The organism is Rothia sp. LK2588, from assembly GCF_040946465.1.
Classification (GTDB): domain Bacteria; phylum Actinomycetota; class Actinomycetes; order Actinomycetales; family Micrococcaceae; genus Rothia.
This window is the reverse complement of sequence record NZ_JAYWLS010000002.1, coordinates 102,428-119,234: the sequence shown is the minus strand read 5'-3', so window position 1 is coordinate 119,234 and position 16,807 is coordinate 102,428. Positions and strand designations below refer to the sequence as shown.

The following is a 16,807-nucleotide window of genomic DNA, read 5'->3' as shown; positions in this document are numbered from 1 at the left end:
TACCAAAAGAATGATTCGATGTGGTATTAGTAGGTACATGCATACCAAAACGCGCGTAAGGCAGACCGCATGATGAAGGGGCAAACCGCGCAACCGCTTTTTCGGAAGATTGCCGATCACATCTGCGCAGATTTCGTCTCGCACGGTACCGAGCACAGCGCCATCCCGACGGAACGCGAACTCACTCAGCGCTACGGAGTCAGCCGCGATACCATCCGCCGGGCACTCACCTTTCTCAACGAGAGAGGTCTCATTTACACCCGCCCAGGCGCGGGCAGTTTCATCGCCACGCGCCGGAGTGTCCATAAGAAACCACAGATCACCTCGTTCACCCAAGACATGGCCGAGCGGGGATACCGGGCGACCTCCGAGGTCATCGAATCGCGCCGGGTTCCGACTCCCCAGCAAATCGCCGCGCACCTGGGGGTGCAACCGGGAGAACCGGTCTTCGAGATTGTGCGCCTGCGCCGCGCGGACTCAAGCCCGATGGCCTTCGAGCGGGCCTACCTGATCACCGCGGCCTTCAACGGTGAACCGGACCCCACCGGATCACTCGATGAGCAGTTGACCAAGGCCGGGTATCGCATCACCACCGCCACCGAGAACATCTCGGCAGTGGCCCTCAATGAACAGGTAGCGATGGCGCTACGTCAACCGCTCAGCGCCCCCGGATTGCGCGTTTTTCGGGTGGGGTTCACCGCCGCCGGTCGCGCGGTAGAGGCCACAGAAACGATCTATAGAGCCGATCGATACGACTTTGAATTGGAAATTCGTAGGGAGGAACGCGATGGGAACTGACCAGATATACACCGGTTTGAAATCGCTCTCATTGAGCCAAAGCCTGGCTGAAACCGACATCTGGGTTCACGTGCGTGACGAAGAGGTTCTCGAGGTGGGCACCGGGCCGATTCCGGTGCTTGCGGAAGCGGACCAGATCGATGGTGCAGGGCTCTATCTAACGCCGGCTTTCACCGATATCCACTGCCACGGCGGAGCCGGCGCCTCCTTCGAAGACACCGACCGCGTCCAGACCATCGTGAGCGCTCACCGTGCCGTCGGAACCGGCCAGATGTTGGCTTCCCTCGTGACCAACCCGCTCGAGGAGCTCAAACACACGGTCGCGCAACTAGCCGACGCCATCGAAGCCCAACCCGTCAATGAACGCAATGTAGCGGGCATCCACCTCGAGGGGCCTTACCTTTCCCCCTCTCACCGCGGTGCCCACAACTCCGCGTTCCTTACTTCGCCTACCCCGCGGCAGGCGGAGGAACTCATCGAGGCCGCGGGCGGGTACCTGAAGCAGATCACACTCGCCCCCGAAACCGACCGGGATCTCGCGGCGCTGAAAACCTTCGTGAGCGCCGGGGTGCGCGTGGCTGTTGGCCACACCGACGCCGATTACGCGACCGCCGCAGCGGCCTTCGACGCCGGTGCGTCCCTCCTCACGCACACCTACAATGCGATGCGCCCGATGCTACATCGCGCGCCCGGGCCCATTGCCGCGGCCCTCGACCGCACCCACGTGACGCTCGAGCTGATCTGCGACGAGGTGCATGTGCACGCCCCCACCATGCGCGGGCTGTGGGCGATGGCTCCGGGGCGGGTAGCGCTCATCACCGACGCGATGGCGGCCGCCTGCTGCCACGACGGCCACTACAAGCTCGGCTCGCTCGACGTCGAGGTGAAAGACGCCGTGGCCCGACTGACCGAGGGCGGTGCAATCGCCGGCAGCACCCTGACGATGGCGCGCGCCGTCGAGACCGCCGTGGCCTGCGGGCTACCCCTCGCCGAGGCAGTCGCCGCAGCCACCGTCATCCCGGCGCGCACGATCGGCCTGGACGCTCCGCACGGGTATAACCTGTTGGATCACCGGGGCCGGTCGGTGCACGTCTGGCGGCACACACATTTCTAGGAACGCGAGCGAATCGACAGCGCCGCGCGACGTTGCAGGCGGGCGGCGCGGTAGGTGTCAAAAGCAAAGATGAGGCAGGCCACCCAGATCAGCACGAAGCCGATCCACCGCTCGGGGGTTAGCGTCTCACCGAGCATGAAAATGGCGATCATGAACTGAATGGTGGGCGTCATGTACTGGATCATACCGATGAGTGAGAGCGGCAGACGCGCCGCCGCGGCGCCGAAGGTCAGCAGGGGCACCGCAGTGATCACGCCGGAAGCCGCCAGAAGCCAAAAATACCCGGTGCCCTGGGTGAGGAGCGTCGCTTTATCGGTGGCCGTCATCAACCACACCTCAAAAACCAGCGCGAAGGGAGCCAGCACAATGGTCTCCAGCGTCAACGAGATCACCGGTTTCATACCGGCGGCCACCTTCGACTTCACCAAGCCGTAGAACCCGAAGGAGAACGCCAGCCCGAGACCCAGCCACGGTACTCTGCCGTAGAGCACGCTCATCATGAGCACCGCCAGCCCCGCCACGGCGATGGCAACCCATTGCAGGCGACGCAGACGCTCCCCGAGAAAGATCACACCCAACCCCACAGCCACCAGCGGGTTGATGAAGTAGCCGAACGAGGCGTCCAGCGTGTGCCCGGTGGTCGTTGCAATTACGTAGAGCAACCAGTTCACCGCGATCAGACCTGCCGCGATGCCGACCATTCCCAGCGTTTTCGGCTTACGAAGGAACCCCAGCAGGTTGCGCCATTGCCTGGTGAGGCTGACCAGCAGCAGACAAAACACCAACGAGAACAGCACACGGCCGGCCACAATCTCGAAGGGGGAGGAGCGAGTAAGTAGTCCGAAGTACAGCGGCAGGCCGCCCCACATGAGATACGTGGCGACCACGTAGAACAGACCGGAACGACGTTCGGAGGCGGCGGGCACCGAACCGGTCGCGGGGGAGGCGATGCCAGGTGAGGACATGGGCGGCGGGTACTTTCTGCAGTTCTGTAAGTCAAGTAGGACACACCTAACATACAACCGTTACGGTCGCCGTGAACACCTGGAACAAAAAATTAAGCCGCGCGGCGCCCCACCTGTCAAAGGTGGGGCGCCGCGCGGTGCAGGTATCTCGTTGTCGGCGGATAACCGGTTGAGAAGACCTAGAGGCCGAAGAAGCGGGAGAAGAAGCCCTTCTTTTCCTTTTCCTTGGCCGGTGCCTGCTGGGCCTCCTGACGCTCGGCGTCGAGATCCGGGGCGTCGCCCGCGTTGCGGAAGGCCGAGGGGCGGCGCTTCTCGCGTGCCTCGCGGAACTGCTCACCTTCGGTGCGCTCGATGCGCTCTGCTCGCTCGGTCTCGCGAACCTCGTCTTGCTCGGCACTAACGGCCACCGAGGACGCCCGCTGCGAACCGGTCGCGCGGGTCTCCTCGCGCTCAACGCGGCGTTCGGTACCGGCCTGCCGCTCTGAGTCGTCGGAGAGGACATCCTCGTCGGAGAGTGCGGAGGTGGTGACGCGTCCGGGCTGGGCATCGCGCTGCGGATCCTGGTCGTAGGGCGCCTCGGCGTTGGGGTAAACGCGGTCGGTCGGCACCACGCCGGCGACCTCGTCCACGTGCTCTTCGTCGGCGCGCTTCTCGTCCAGGTTCTGCGGAACCTCTTCCTCGCGCATTTGTGCGGCCTTCTCTTCACGCTCAGCCTGGGCGCGCTCGGCGCGCTCCTGCTCCTTGCGCTGGGCTGCGGCCTCGCGTTCGGCGCGTTCGGTGCGCTCGCGCTCTTCGCGTTGACGAGCCTCTGCGGCTGCTTCTTCCTCGCGGGCAGCGATCTGCTCTCGAGCTTCGCGTGCGGCCAGTTGCTCGATCTCCTTGCGCTCAGCGGCCAACTGCTCGCGCAGGGACTTCGCCTGTTGCGCACAACGGGCCAACTCTGCGGAGTCCACCTCGGGTTCTGCGGCCTCGATGCCGGAGATCTTGCCTTCGTCGAACCACAGACGCAGGGCGCCGTCGCTGGCGGTGATCACGGCGGTTGCCTCGGTATCCCAGGCGATGTGGGCGCCACGCATGCGGGCGTAGGTATCTACGGCCTTCTGCTGGTTCACGATGGTATTGGATTTCAGCGACTCAGCCATCACACGGCCCATCCGGTTCACGGTGGGGGCTTCGAGCTCGAGCTCCTTGCCCTCGAGCAAGATCCACGCACGCACTCCGGCGCCGGCGGCCACGGGGTAGTGAGCGTAGATGCCGGTCAGGGCCTTGGTGGCCAGGGTCAGGCGGCGGGCCACGTTCTCCGACAGCACCAACTCATCGGTGGTCAGCTCGGAGATGTTGTGGCGGTCGCCGGATTCACGAGCCTGAACGGCGGCGGAGACAACGGCATCGGGGAAGTGACCCAGCTCTTGCCAGGACCAGATCCACGAGCCGCGGTTCTTCGACTCGGTACCCAGCAGATACGGAGTCAGTTTCACGGAGCTGTCGGAGGCCAGCGTAAACGAGGGCGCGGAGAAGTCTACCGACCACTCGGAGTTACCCGAAAGCTCGGCCAGGCGCGCCTGGTATTCGGTGGAGAGAAAGATTGATTCGTCAATCAAATCCTGCAGAGTTTTAGTCATACTCTTTAGGCTAGCAATTTTTGGGCACCCACAGGGCATATTTCGCGCAGAATATAACCCTCGCTGGTTATAACGTTCCGAGTGCCTGCAGACGGTCTGTGCGCTGAGAGAGCAATCCGGTGAACTCCACGAGAAATCTTGTTTTAATAGGGGCACACCCGCCGGGTCCCGCGTCGCACGGGAGAGCAACTCCGGTGGCGTGGTTCGTGCCGATCATTCTTCGAGGGGAACATACGTGAGCTACACACCGCGCTATACACCGGAACAGCGCCCGGCCATGATCGCCGAGGCGCTGAATAACATCGGTAGCTGGTTGCTGGGTACCGTCAAGGCTGAAGATGGCTGGAACGAGCTCGTCCTCGACATCAAACCGTTGACGGACGCGGTCTTCATCCGTATCACCGAAAGCCGCGACGAGAGCGACTACGTCGGTTCCACCGGTCCGCTGCGATCCGAGTCGGCTGTGATCCCCGAGATTGAAAAGTTACAGCACGCTGCCTACGACGAGCAGGAGGGTACCTGGTTCACCGCCACCGTTGTCATCGCCGCGAAGAACTGGCCTCACCCCGAATTTCAAATCGGCGCCGGGTATAACCGCCTGGACGAGCCCGAAGACTGGGAGGGCGAAGGCCGGCTAACCGCCCGCGAACTGCGGGTTCACCTCGAGCAGTTCCCCCGCGATGAAGCGCACATCCCCGCCTGGGCGCAACAACGCCTCAGCGGCCGACGCCGCGCCGGTGAGCCGGACGCTGCCGCCCAGTCACCGGAATTTCGCGACCCCGGTGAGGCCTCCAACTCCTACCTGAAGGCCGCGCTCGACGCGGTGACCTCGGGGCAGCGCATCGACGCCGAGGTCGTCAACGTGCTACGCGCCTCCCTCGGCGGGGAAATCTTGCTAGATATCACCGATTCCGAACGCGCCGACGACGGCGAAACCATCGTGGAATTGCGCTATAAGGTGCTACGCCTGGTCAACGGCCTGCGCGCCCTGTGCGTTTACTCGGCGGCAGAACACGCCGAGGCGCACTTCGAGGAGCATGAGGGGTACGCCGGGCCCGAGCTGCTCAGCGAGCTGACGATGAAGGTCTACCTCGACTTCATGAACGACGAGTCGTGCGACCTGATCGTGATCGACCCCGGCACCGCACACGAGACGTTCCTCGAAAAGGCTCAGGTGCAGTGGGTGCTTTCCACCCCGATGAACGACGCCGCCAAGCGGGCGTTGCTTGCCGGAAACATGCAGTTGCTTCTGGCCGCCCTGGCCGCACCGGGGGCCACGCTTCTGATGGGAGTGCGCCCGGGCACCGACGCCCCCGTCTTCGTTCCCGCACCGGCAGGTGCCGAACCCGAGACGATGTTGGTCTTCACCTCCGCCGCCGAGGTGGCCACGCTGGATTCGAACCTGCACGTTCGTTCCGCCCCCGCGCTCGACATCTTGAAGTTCGCCGATCAGCTGGGAGCCACCGGGGTGCGCATCAATTCCGCAAGCCCCTCCGCGACTCTGCCGATCGCGCAGATCCGCGAACTCGTGGCGCTCATTGAGTCTGCCCAGCGTAGCGACTCAACTCAGGCGAACTAGACCGTCCTTTCCTCCGCGGACTGGCTGAGAAGTACATACAGTTTCGCCCCGGGCGTTCCCTGGTGTGGGAACGCCCGGGGCGAAACTTTTGACCTGCCCGGCCTCCGCCGGGGAGGGGTTACTGGCCCGCGTCCTGCTCAGCTACGGCTGCACGCACGCGCTGGCCCAGTTCGGGGTGTACCTGATCCCAGTATCCGAAGGCGCGTTCGCGAATCTCGGGCGTCTGGACGTCGCCGACGTGACCGGCGATGTTGTTCACCAGGCGCTGACGGGCGGCGTCGTCCATCACCTCGGTGTAGAGCGTGCGGGCCTGGCCAAAGTCGTCGTCCTCGGCGTGCAGGGTTGCCGCCGCGCGGACCAGCGCGCCGTCTGCCTCCCACGAGACCTCTGCCGCGCGTTGCGGGTCGGCCTCGGGATACCCGAGGTGGTTCGGCGCGTAAGTGGGGATCTCGGGGGCGTTGAAGTCGTAGCGCATGGCACCGTCAATGCTGTAGTTGTTGACCGGTGCGTGGTGCGCGCGGTTCACCGGCAACTGGTGGAAGTTCGCGCCGATGCGGTAGCGGTGCGCATCGGGGTACGAGAAAATACGGCCCAACAACATCTTGTCGGGAGACGGACCGATGCCGGGCACGGTATTGGCCGGCGAGAATGCCGCCTGCTCGATCTCGGCGAAGAAGTTATTCGGGTTTTCGTTGAGCACCATCTTGCCCACCTTGATCAGCGGGTAGTCACCGTGCGGCCACACCTTCGTCAGGTCAAAGGGGTTGAAGCGGTAGGTCTTTGCCTCTTCGAAGGGCATGATCTGCACGTAGAGGGTCCACGAGGGGAAGTTGCCCTCGTCGATAGCGGTGAAGAGATCCTCGCGGTGGTAATCGGGATCAGAGCCCGCCAGCTTCTCCGCTTCGGCGTCAGTCAGGAAATCGTTGCCCTGATCGGTCTTGAAGTGATACTTGACCCAGAAACGCTCGCCTGCGGCATTGGTCCACATGTAGGTGTGCGAACCGAAGCCGTCCATATGACGCCAGGTCTTCGGGATGCCGCGGTCGCCCATCAACCAAGTTACCTGGTGGGCGGACTCGGTGCGCTGGCTCCAGAAATCCCACTGCATGTCGTGCGAGCGCAAACCGGTTTGCGGATGGCGCTTCTGCGAGTGGATGAAGTCGGGGAACTTGATGGTGTCGCGGATGAAGAACACCGGGGTGTTGTTACCCACCAGGTCGTAGTTGCCTTCGGTGGTGTAGAACTTCAGCGCGAAGCCGCGGGGGTCACGCCAGGTATCGGGGGCTCCCTGCTCACCTGCAACCGTCGAGAAACGGGCGAGCATGTCGGTCTTCACACCCGGCTGGAACAGTGCGGCCTTGGTGTACTGGCTGACATCCTCAGTGGTCTCGAAGTAGCCGAAAGCGCCGGAGCCCTTGGCGTGGACGACGCGTTCGGGTACGCGCTCGCGGTTGAACTGGGCCAGTTTCTCCACGGCGTAGACATCGTGCAGGACGATGGGTCCGTCGTTGCCCACGGTCAGAGAGTCGTGATCCGAGGCGGCGGGGTTGCCCGCGACGGTGGTGGTGAACTTGTCTGGGTGGCGGGGTTCATGTGCAACCATGAGGGGCTCCTTTGGAATGAGGTGATGTCTTGAGTAGGTATAAATAAAGTTACGTCTTAAGTGGAGCTGACCTGCGGTTTTGCCTGTTCTTCAACGGCATGTTCCTGTTGAATCTTCGCCAGTTCGGACTCCTCGGGTGTCTGACAATCGGCGCAGATTCCCTGATAGAGAACGTCGGCCGACAGGATCGCCATAGAGTGAAAGTTGCTCGGGGTCAGGCAGGGCATTGCACCTACCGCGCAGTCGACGTCCTCCACCTTGCCGCACTTGATGCAGAAGGCGTGGTGGTGGTTGTCGCCGAGGCGGGTTTCGTACAGGGCGGGGGTGCCCGGCGGTTCGAAGCGCTGCACCATGCGGATGTCTACCAGGTCGGTAAGGATGACGTAGACGGACTGCACGGTGATAGTGGCGAGCTCTTCGCGCACCTGCTGCACGATCTGGTCGGCGGTGGAGTGCGGATGATGGTGTACCGCTTTAAGAACGGCCAAACGTTGTTTGGTGACTCGTCGTCCCTTATCTCTTAGCGCCTGAGTCCAGGTTTGCTCGAGGTGCTCAGGGGAAACGCGCCTAAAAGGCGTTGCCGGAGTCTGCGGGATCATGGTTGCACCTCTTTTCGGTCATGGTTATCGAGAGCCTCTAGTTTATTTTGATTTACTCATAATAACAAGGACGTCTGCGGTACGTGCCTGCCGCGAGGCGGGTAAAAGCCCTGGTCAAGGGCGTATTGCATTGGCTCTCAAAAAAATATTTAAGAAAATTATTTTTTCGCGTCACGATTCTGCCTTTCCTCGCTCTTATCTAGTGACGGACCAAAACCGTCAACCGACAGCGATAGCCGTTGAAGACCACCCAGGAATGATCCTGATCGCACCGGTGGTGCTTGTGGCGGCATGAACCATCGGCAAAGGCGCCGAGTTCACATCGCATGGGGAAGGTTGTGAGATTGGGGAATCTCGCGGCCAGGGCGACCGTTAGTGCATGACGGAGCGCCTCGCCGGGTGGTTAGGGAACCCGGTGATAGAAAAATAGGGGATGTCGAATCGGTTTATTAGGGAGCCGACATCGACAGAGAAGATCTCCCTGCCCCGGGCCGGTAGCATTCGCACGCTACTGGCCCGGGTGCGGTGGAGGCAAGAGAGGGGTTCTGATGTTTTTAGGGGCAGAACCTGGCTTTCCGATAAGGCAGTGGCGCACCACCGAGGCGTCATAGAAACGGGTTCGGCCTGCTTCGCAAGCAGGCCGGATCCGTGTCGGTGTGGTGCATCTATCCATTCAATATTTACTGTCTGTCATGTAATATTAATCTAAGAAACACCTGGCCAGGCAGTTTCTGTCATAGATGCAGAGCGCAACAAAACACTCCATCGCACCGAGCCACACCTTATTTAAATTTAGCCTCCCTCGCACAACTTTATGGAGGCTTCGCAACTCTACCTTGGGAAAGTAATCATGCACACGCAACATACGCTAGCCGGTTCCGAACGGACCGACGAAGCTCTGTTGCTCGCCGTACGGGAGGGCAATTTAGAGGCCTTCGGTGAGCTATACGAACGCTACCTCGGTATGGCTCGCGCAATTGCTTACAAGCACACTTCTCAATCTTCGCGCGTCGATGACATCGTCTCTGAGGCGTTCGCCCGCATCTTGCACGCGCTTAAAAACGGTAAGGGTCCGCACTCTTACATGGGTGGCTACCTGGCCACCACCATCGCCCATTTGGCCGGTGAATTCGGAATGTTGGCCACCCGCGAGGTGCCGAGCGAACAGGAACACCTGGAATCGATGGGGTCGCTCGACGACACCGTCTTGAAACTGCACGATTCGGACGACGTTATTTCGGCGTTCACCTCGTTGCCCGAGCGCTGGCAGACCGTGCTGTGGCTGACAGAAGTCGAGGCAAAGAAGCCCCGCGAAGTCGCAGCCGCTATGGATCTCTCCTCCAACGCAGTCTCGGCGCTGGCTATTCGCGCCAAGGAAAGCCTCAAGGAGGGCTTCCTTCGTGCTCATCAAAATGCGCCGGCCACCAAGGATTGCAACCGCTTTCACGCTCATATCAGCCCCTATGTGCGGGGTTCCCTCAGCCAAAAGCGTTCCGATGCCCTGCGTTCGCATATGGAGAGCTGTAACTACTGCACCTCTGAATACCTTTCATTGGTCGGCATCAATAAGTCGATGCGTAGCTGGATCTTCCCCGTGTTGGCTGGTCTGACCATTTGGGGAACGGACGGCGCAGCGATCCTCTCGCCCGCGTCCATCGCCGCTGCCGGCTCTTCCGGTGGGGCAGGCGCTATGGAGGCAACAAATAAGCTGTCTTCTACCTCTTCTTCATCGTCGTCTTCTGCTACCGGTTCTCACTCTCTGCTCGGCCTGAGCAACGGTGGGCAGCTTCTAGCCGGTGCGGCAGCGCTGACCGCCGCCACCGTGGCCGTGGCCGGTGGAGCGGTGTTGAGCCACCCCACTCAGGGATCGGCCACCAAAATTACCGCCGAGGGTCACACCATCACCATCCCGGGCCCGAATGGTATGAGTGCCGGCTCAGATTCGCAGAAAGCCGAGGTGCTGGGTGCCCAGTTCAGCGAAAAGGCACTCACCACTTCTGACTCCAATTCACCCGCGCGTGGTCAATCGAATTCTGCAGGTGCGCCGGGCAGTGCCCTGGCTCAGGCAGTTGCATCAACTGGCTCTACTACTGACTCCAGCGATGACCACACCACCGGTGTGCTCGCCGATGCGGAACATTCCGACTCTGCCCCCTCCGATCGAGAAAGCTCGGTGTCTGAGAAAACAGCTCAGCCCGTAGCGTCCGCCGACAACTCGGCGGGGAAGCCCACCGATACCCGAGCAGATCGACCTCAGTCGGAGCAACAGGTTGCTGGCTCGGCGCAACCCCAAGGGGAGAAGCCGGCTGGTTCCGCCTCGGTCCCCGGCGCTACTGCGCCCGTGGCACCTGCGGATTCTGCCGCGGTGGAATCCCCGGCACCTGTACGCGACCAGTCCCAGCCTCGCACTGATCGTCTACAGCGGCAAGCCAAAGTCGTCAACTCTGAAGCTACCGCTCCCTCCGCCGTCGATGAGGGTGTTGAGAAGGTTCCAGGGGTGCCTCGCGTGGACCCGGTTGCCCCGCAACCCGGACCGACACAACTGTTCTCAGCTCCCCGTGAACTAGTTGAGAGTGAACCGCAGAACACTCAAGGCGTGGCACCAAACAATAGTGGCGTTCAGGCTCCATCGACGCCGCCCGAGAAGCCTGTCGATGGGCAGTCGAACCCTCCATCCGGGAATCCCCATGACACCGGTTTACGAGACGCACCGGAACAGCCTCAACCTGCTCCCATGCCGTCGTCTGCGCAACCTACCCCGTACAGCCATCACCTGCCCCGTCTCCGGAACACTCAACGCCGGTGCCTGCAGTTCCAGAAGATCCGACACCCTCACCTTCGGAACCTCAGCCCGCAGATGTGATCCCGGGTAACTATACGCCTTCGAACCCCAATGTGGTGCCGGGGTGGTACGGTAGCGTAGATTATCTCGCATGGTTCGCCTCGGTGGACTGGTCTATTTTGATTAATCCCGCGCCGGATCCTTCCCAGGCGCAACAGTGCACGGTCACGTACCAGTCCGCCTCCGGGCGTCGGGATCAGATGTCAGACGTTTGGATCCCGAACGCTGCCCTGAACTCTCCCTACACCAACTACACGTTGGCCGGTTGGTTCGGCGTGTATAAGGTCAACAACATTACGTGCCAATAGGAGGCCGCACTGATGCACGGGCACAACAACGGACTTAAAACCGCCCTGTTGATGGGCACCATGGTCGGTGTGCTGGCGCTTATCGGATATGCGGTGGCCCTGTTCTTCAACAATGCCTTCTTCATCTGGGTCTTCGCATTCATTGGGGTAGCCACCGTCGCCTATACCTATTGGAACTCCGATAAAATCGCGATTCGATCCATGAACGCGTACCCGGTCACGCCGCAACAGGTTCCTGGTTTGTACCGAATCGTGGAGGAGCTATCGTCCTCGGCAGGTCAACCGATGCCGCGTCTCTACGTGGCCCCAACCATGACGCCGAACGCCTTCGCAACCGGGCGCAACCCGCGCAATGCGGCGGTGTGTTGCACCGAGGGCATCTTGCAATTATTGGACGAGCGGGAGATGCGCGGAGTGCTGGGGCACGAGCTCATGCATGTGTACAACCGCGACATCCTCACCGGTTCCATCGCCGCGGCGTTGGCCTCGGTGATCTCATCCATTGGGCAGTACCTGAGCTTCGCCGGCCTCTTCGGAGGCAACCGAGAAAACTCCAACGCCGCTGGTGGCCTGTTGATCGCGTTGTTGGCCCCCATGGCCTCTGGCATCATCCAGATGGCGATTAGCCGAACCCGCGAGTTCGATGCCGACGAAGACAGCGCACGCCTCACGGGCGACCCGCTGGCCCTGGCCTCGGCGCTACAGAAGCTTCATCACGGCAACAACGCCCGGCCGCTGAACCCCGATGACCGTCGCGTGGCGTCCACCGCGTCGATGATGATCGCCAACCCGTTCCGCGGAGGGGGACTGGGGAACCTATTCTCTACGCACCCGCCGATGGAGCAGCGTATTGCCCGTTTGGAGCAACAAGCAAGGGGCATGAACCGTTTCTAGGTTCACACCCCTTGACGAGCGTTGCCTCGTAGAACGAGACGAGCGGGTTTAGCGGTAGTTGACGAACTGCAGGTCAACCTCGAGATCCGAAGACTTCAGGAGCGCAATAACCTCTTGCAGATCGTCGCGGGATTTCGAGGTCACCCGGAGCTCATCGCCCTGAATCTGTGCCTTGACGCCCTTGGGCCCTTCGTCGCGAATGATCTTCGAGATCTTCTTCGCCTCATCCTGGGCAATGCCCTCCTTGATCGATGACTCGATGCGGTACTCCTTACCGGAGGCAAAGGGCTCGCCCGAATCCAGCGACTTCAACGAGATGCCTCGCTTGACCAGCTTCGACTGGAAGACGTCCAAAACTGCCAACGCGCGCTCCTCGGAGTTCGCCTTGATCAAGATCTTCTCGCCCGAAAAGTCGATGGACGCACCGACCCCGCGGAAGTCGTAGCGCTGGGAGACTTCCTTGGACGCTTGATTCAGAGCGTTGGAAACCTCCTGCTTGTCGACTTTGGAGACGATGTCGAATGATGAATCGTTTGCCATGAATGCTCCTTGCAGTGATGTGGTGGGTCGAATGTATCAGCACATCTCAACCGCCGTTGCAGACGGCGTTGGCCCGCGCAAATCGTTATCAACACGTGACCTGATTCTCAGGTGCTGTTAATAATAAGAGTACAGAATGGAGACTATGAAGGAACAACTACAACCTCGTCAGCCCCACCCCCTGGAAGAGGAGCTGACCCCGTTGTATCTGCTCGGTGCAACACTTCAGACCGCGGATGCCCGCCGCCGATTCGAGGGCGTGCTGGGTAACATCGTCCGTGAGATCAAAAGTGGAATGTGCACGGTAGAACAGGGTTACGCCTACCTGGAGAATTTTGAATTGCACATGATGGCAGAACAGGTCAAAGCCGAGGCCTCAATTACCGCCGGCTCTTAGTTGCGTTTGTCACAAAGACCGGTGTCGGTTTTTATTTCCCCGAGATATTCGGTAGTGTAGACACGTTCGTTCAGAGAGCGGACTAAAAACCACATATGGTCTCGGCAGATTACCCGAGCGGCCAAAGGGGGCTGACTGTAAATCAGCTGGCACTGCCTACGGGGGTTCGAATCCCTCATCTGCCACCATTGTTCAAGATCCCGACCTGTTTCAGGTCGGGATCTTGTTTTTTTAACAACGGTGCAGGTTCATTCACAGAGAAAACGGTTGGGCGTCATCGGCCGTCAACGGTAGGGTGAAGCTATGGCTACTCTTGAAATTACCCAGCAAAACCTTACGGAAACCGTACAGAACAATGACATCCTCCTGCTCGATTTTTGGGCAGAGTGGTGCGGCCCCTGTAAGCAGTTTGGCCCCGTCTTCGAAGAAGCTTCGGAGAAGAACACCGACATCGCCTTCGGCAAGGTAGATACCGAGGCGCAGCAGGAGCTCGCCGCAGCAGCCGGTATCTCCTCCATCCCCACCCTCATGGCGTTCCGCGAGGGCATCCTCGTCTTCTCTCAGCCCGGCGCCCTGAACAACTCTCAGCTGGATCAGGTCATCCAGGCTGTGCGAGACCTCGACATGGACGACGTCCGTAAGCAGGTTGCCGAGGCCGAAGCCGCCCAGAATCAGAACGGCGAACAGGGCCAGCAGCAAGCATAACCGCCCGCGCCCGAGAATCTTCCGTTTTCACCTCACCCCGCGTCGCACCTCGTGACGCGGGGTGAAGCGTTGTGAGGGAGACCTGTGCTCGGTGTTGCTCAATGCCAGCGATGGTCTTGCGGGGCGTACTTGGCACCTCGGCGCGGGGCGCCCGCCCCCGCCGCGCGGATCAGCGCGATCACGCGGTTGCGGTGGCCGGCGAAAGGTGCCAGGAGCTCGAGCATGCGCTGGTCGTCGGCGCGACGTCCTTCAAAGGCCCAGCCCACGTGATGCGCCAGGTGATAATCGCCGACGCTCACGGCATCTGGGTGCCCGTGGGTGCGTTGCAGTACCTCCGCGATCGTCCACGGCCCAATGCCCGCCACGCTGTTCAGCGCGCGGGCTAGCTCGCCCGGACCACCTTGATCGGCGATGCGCTGGAGGGAGGGCGCCGCGGCGGCGAATCGCAGTACCGCTTCGCTGCGAGAGCGGTCGTACCCGGCCTGGTGCCAGGTCCACGCGGGCATCTGCCGTAGCCGCTGAGGCGACGGCGGGAAGAACATCCCCGGCGGCTGGTCGGCTAACCCCGTGTTCATGACGGGCGTGCCACATGTTCGCAACACGCGGCGGATCGCGGCGAAGGCTTCGAGGCTGGTTACCCGTTGTTCGGTGATAGATGAAACGGTGTGCCACCAGAGTTGGCCGGAGGCCGGCAGACGGATGCCGGGGTTTTCCCGATACGCCCGCTGCAGTCTGGGCGGTAGGTCGCCGTACGGGCCGTCGACAAAGGCACCCCAGTCGTCGTGAACACCGACCCAATCGGGTAACCGCGCGCTGAGGCTGTTCATGGCCGCCGCGGTACGCTCGCCGGACTCCGCCCACAGCCGCACGTCGATGGGAGAGCTGAACCGATCGGCAAGGGTCGCAGAGCGGGGTGGGCGTTGCTCGAAACGCACCAGGACGTCCGTGTCCAGCTCCCGGGCGACGGCCCAGAAGGACCGGGAATTGCCGATGCCGGCACGGGCGGTAGGGTCTTCTCTGCCGCGCGCCAAACCCGCCAACACGCGGCGCATGTGCGTCGGGTGCGGGGGAGTGATGGTCAGTGCGGCGGTAAACACTCCTCCATTTTCTCACCGCTCAACCGGTTTGGGCAGGTATCGCGGGGAGCAAGATGTGTATCCTCGACTGGAGAGTTTGCGTTTTTATACCCCCCCCCGTGCACGCCAACCCACAAGGAGCCCCATGCCCGCGCAGAGAACCCAGCTACCGCGCGCTTTCTCTTTCGAGCGCTTGCCCGCCCTGGTGGTGGCTGCGTTGAGCATGGCGGTGTACTGCGCCTTCTCCTACTTTCAGTATCGGCATTTTCTGACTCCCTCGTGGGATCTGGGTATTTTCGCGCAACTCCTGCAGGCCTATTCACAGGGACAGCTGCCGCCGGTCGTGCCGATCAAGGGGGCGGGTTTTAACCTATGGGGTGACCATTTCCACCCCATCCTCCTCTTGCTCACGCCCTTCTATTGGATGCGCCCGCAGCCCGACACCCTGCTCTACGTACAAAACGGATTGGTGGCCCTCTCGGCCTACCTCTTGTGCCGTTTCGCTCAACGCGTTCTGCCGACGGCGGGCGCGGTGTTGCTGGCGGGGGCGTACGCTTTCAGCTTCGGCATCTCGCAGGCGGTGGCCGCGCAGTTTCACGAGGTGGCCTGCGCCCTGCCGCTGCTGGTGATGAGTCTCGGCCACATGGTGCTGGCGCGGGGTCAAGACCGCTCGGAACACCTAATCCGCGCTGGGCTGTGGGCCCTGCCGCTGGCCTGGGTCAAAGAAGACCTGGGTTTCACGGTGGCGGTCATGGGTCTGCTGATCATGGCCCGTTCGGGTCGCCTGAGCGCAGCCGGTGCCGCCGTGGCGCCCCGACGCGGGGCGAACCCGGTGTCTTGGCGCGTGCGTTCCCGTCAGGCGGTGGACTCCTTGGCGGCGTCCACGTCTGCGGTGACCGGCCTGGCCGTGATGACCTGGGGGCTGGCGTGGACGCTGCTGGCCGTCGAGGTGATCTTGCCGCACTTCAATACCAACGGCGTGTTCGACTACGCCGACAAGATCGACCTACCCGCAGCGGTGGGGGATCCGCTGCAGTCGGCCGCCTTGATGTTCTATCCCTGGCAGAAATCCCTGACGCTGGGAACTTTGCTGCTCGTGGGTGTGCTGTGCTGGGTGTCCTCGCCGCTGGCATTGGTCACCGTTCCCACGCTGGCCTGGCGGTTCCTATCCGATAACGAGGGGTACTGGGACACCACCTGGCACTACTCGATGGTGCTCATGCCGATGGTCTTCTGCGCACTTTTGGACGCGCTGGCACGCTTTTCGTACACTGCACGGACGCTGGTGCGCCCCGCCTCGCAACACGGGATGGTTGCCCGGTGGCGTGAGGCAACCGACGCCTTCCGCACTCCCTCGAGAATCGTGGTGCCAGTTCTGGCCGCGCTGGTCGCCGCCATCATGCTCTTCCAGTCGCCGCTGACCCAGTTGGGCAACCCTCACTTTGCCACCGGCCAACTCTCAGCCGAGGACCTCATGAAGCAGTCGGTGGTGGACGCGATACCGCGCGGCTCGGTGGTGGCCAGTGACCTGTCGGTGTTGACCTACCTTGTGCCGGATCGAGAGGTCTATTGGATTGGGCATCGCGGCGCACCCGCCCCCGAATACGTGGTGATCGATAGAGCCAACTCGGCCTGGGGCGGGCAACCGCCGGAAGACCCGGTGGCATACGGGCGGGAGCATTTTGGGGTCTCCTACCAGGTGTTTCGGCAAATCGGCACCGTGACGGTGTTACAACGCACCGTGCGGTAACGCCCGGTTGTCGGT

Annotated in this window: 16 protein-coding genes and 1 tRNA gene; 11 read left to right on the top strand and 6 right to left on the bottom strand. The window is 61.8% G+C overall.

The window, feature by feature from the left end; translation table 11 throughout:
* Positions 1 to 72: 72 nt before the first annotated feature.
* Both VVR12_RS04895 and nagA read left to right on the top strand, forming a co-directional pair.
* On the top strand, positions 73 to 798 hold the full coding sequence (locus tag VVR12_RS04895) for a GntR family transcriptional regulator (RefSeq protein WP_368550054.1): 726 nt from the start codon (positions 73 to 75) through the stop codon (positions 796 to 798).
* Positions 788 to 1,912, top strand: coding sequence for an N-acetylglucosamine-6-phosphate deacetylase (nagA, locus tag VVR12_RS04890; RefSeq protein ID WP_368550053.1), 1,125 nt, complete (start codon positions 788 to 790; stop codon positions 1,910 to 1,912). The genes VVR12_RS04895 and nagA overlap by 11 nt, the downstream gene beginning before the upstream one ends.
* Here the strand turns inward: nagA and rarD are convergent.
* Together rarD and VVR12_RS04880 are read right to left on the bottom strand one after the other, a co-directional pair.
* Complete coding sequence (gene rarD / locus VVR12_RS04885) at positions 1,909 to 2,877, bottom strand: EamA family transporter RarD (protein WP_368550052.1); 969 nt, start codon at positions 2,875 to 2,877, stop codon at positions 1,909 to 1,911. The two genes, nagA and rarD, sit on opposite strands and share 4 nt — an antisense overlap.
* A 179-nt stretch (positions 2,878 to 3,056) precedes the next feature.
* Positions 3,057 to 4,499: a DUF6882 domain-containing protein gene (locus VVR12_RS04880; protein WP_368550051.1), complete on the bottom strand. Its 1,443-nt coding sequence runs from the start codon at positions 4,497 to 4,499 to the stop codon at positions 3,057 to 3,059.
* A 235-nt stretch (positions 4,500 to 4,734) separates the two neighbouring features.
* Between VVR12_RS04880 and VVR12_RS04875 the strand changes: the two genes are divergently transcribed.
* Positions 4,735 to 6,078, top strand: coding sequence for an SseB family protein (locus VVR12_RS04875; RefSeq protein WP_368550050.1), 1,344 nt, complete (start codon positions 4,735 to 4,737; stop codon positions 6,076 to 6,078).
* Positions 6,079 to 6,196: 118 nt separating this feature from the next.
* On the opposite strand, the gene VVR12_RS04870 is transcribed toward VVR12_RS04875, so the two are convergent.
* Both VVR12_RS04870 and VVR12_RS04865 read right to left on the bottom strand, forming a co-directional pair.
* Positions 6,197 to 7,681 carry a catalase gene (locus VVR12_RS04870; protein ID WP_368550049.1) on the bottom strand — a complete coding sequence of 495 codons (1,485 nt, stop codon included), beginning with the start codon at positions 7,679 to 7,681 and terminating at the stop codon, positions 6,197 to 6,199.
* A gap of 56 nt (positions 7,682 to 7,737) precedes the next feature.
* On the bottom strand, positions 7,738 to 8,280 hold the full coding sequence (locus VVR12_RS04865; RefSeq protein ID WP_368550048.1) for a Fur family transcriptional regulator: 543 nt from the start codon (positions 8,278 to 8,280) through the stop codon (positions 7,738 to 7,740).
* Between VVR12_RS04865 and VVR12_RS04860 the strand changes: the two genes are divergently transcribed.
* The 4 genes from VVR12_RS04860 to htpX all read left to right on the top strand — a co-directional run bounded on the left by VVR12_RS04860 (position 8,279) and on the right by htpX (position 12,324).
* Positions 8,279 to 8,575: a hypothetical protein gene (locus VVR12_RS04860; protein ID WP_368550047.1), complete on the top strand. Its 297-nt coding sequence runs from the start codon at positions 8,279 to 8,281 to the stop codon at positions 8,573 to 8,575. The two genes, VVR12_RS04865 and VVR12_RS04860, sit on opposite strands and share 2 nt — an antisense overlap.
* Positions 8,576 to 9,130: 555 nt before the next feature.
* The gene (locus tag VVR12_RS04855) at positions 9,131 to 11,143 is read left to right on the top strand and encodes a sigma-70 family RNA polymerase sigma factor (RefSeq protein ID WP_368550046.1); all 2,013 of its coding nucleotides are present in this window, start codon (positions 9,131 to 9,133) and stop codon (positions 11,141 to 11,143) included.
* Between the two features lie 83 nt (positions 11,144 to 11,226).
* Positions 11,227 to 11,430 (top strand): hypothetical protein, encoded by a 204-nt coding sequence (locus tag VVR12_RS04850; protein WP_368550045.1) that lies wholly within the window; start codon positions 11,227 to 11,229, stop codon positions 11,428 to 11,430.
* Positions 11,431 to 11,442: 12 nt separating this feature from the next.
* Entirely contained in the window at positions 11,443 to 12,324 is an 882-nt protein-coding gene (gene htpX, locus VVR12_RS04845; protein WP_368550044.1) for a zinc metalloprotease HtpX, read from the top strand.
* A gap of 48 nt (positions 12,325 to 12,372) precedes the next feature.
* Here the strand turns inward: htpX and VVR12_RS04840 are convergent, their stop codons facing one another.
* On the bottom strand, positions 12,373 to 12,864 hold the full coding sequence (locus VVR12_RS04840) for a YajQ family cyclic di-GMP-binding protein (RefSeq protein WP_368550043.1): 492 nt from the start codon (positions 12,862 to 12,864) through the stop codon (positions 12,373 to 12,375).
* A 136-nt stretch (positions 12,865 to 13,000) separates the two neighbouring features.
* Here VVR12_RS04840 and VVR12_RS04835 point away from each other — a divergent pair, with 136 nt between their 5' ends.
* The 3 genes from VVR12_RS04835 (at position 13,001) to trxA (ending at position 13,966) form a co-directional block, all read left to right on the top strand.
* Positions 13,001 to 13,261 (top strand): hypothetical protein, encoded by a 261-nt coding sequence (locus VVR12_RS04835; RefSeq protein WP_368550042.1) that lies wholly within the window; start codon positions 13,001 to 13,003, stop codon positions 13,259 to 13,261.
* A 103-nt stretch (positions 13,262 to 13,364) separates the two neighbouring features.
* Positions 13,365 to 13,449, top strand: a tRNA-Tyr gene (locus VVR12_RS04830).
* Between the two features lie 115 nt (positions 13,450 to 13,564).
* Positions 13,565 to 13,966, top strand: a complete 402-nt coding sequence (trxA, locus tag VVR12_RS04825; RefSeq protein WP_368550041.1) for a thioredoxin — start codon at positions 13,565 to 13,567, stop codon at positions 13,964 to 13,966.
* Positions 13,967 to 14,064: 98 nt separating this feature from the next.
* On the opposite strand, the gene VVR12_RS04820 is transcribed toward trxA, so the two are convergent.
* Positions 14,065 to 15,063: a DNA-3-methyladenine glycosylase gene (locus tag VVR12_RS04820; RefSeq protein WP_368550040.1), complete on the bottom strand. Its 999-nt coding sequence runs from the start codon at positions 15,061 to 15,063 to the stop codon at positions 14,065 to 14,067.
* A gap of 124 nt (positions 15,064 to 15,187) precedes the next feature.
* Between VVR12_RS04820 and VVR12_RS04815 the strand changes: the two genes are divergently transcribed.
* The gene (locus tag VVR12_RS04815) at positions 15,188 to 16,792 is read left to right on the top strand and encodes a DUF2079 domain-containing protein (RefSeq protein ID WP_368550039.1); all 1,605 of its coding nucleotides are present in this window, start codon (positions 15,188 to 15,190) and stop codon (positions 16,790 to 16,792) included.
* Positions 16,793 to 16,807 lie beyond the last annotated feature (15 nt).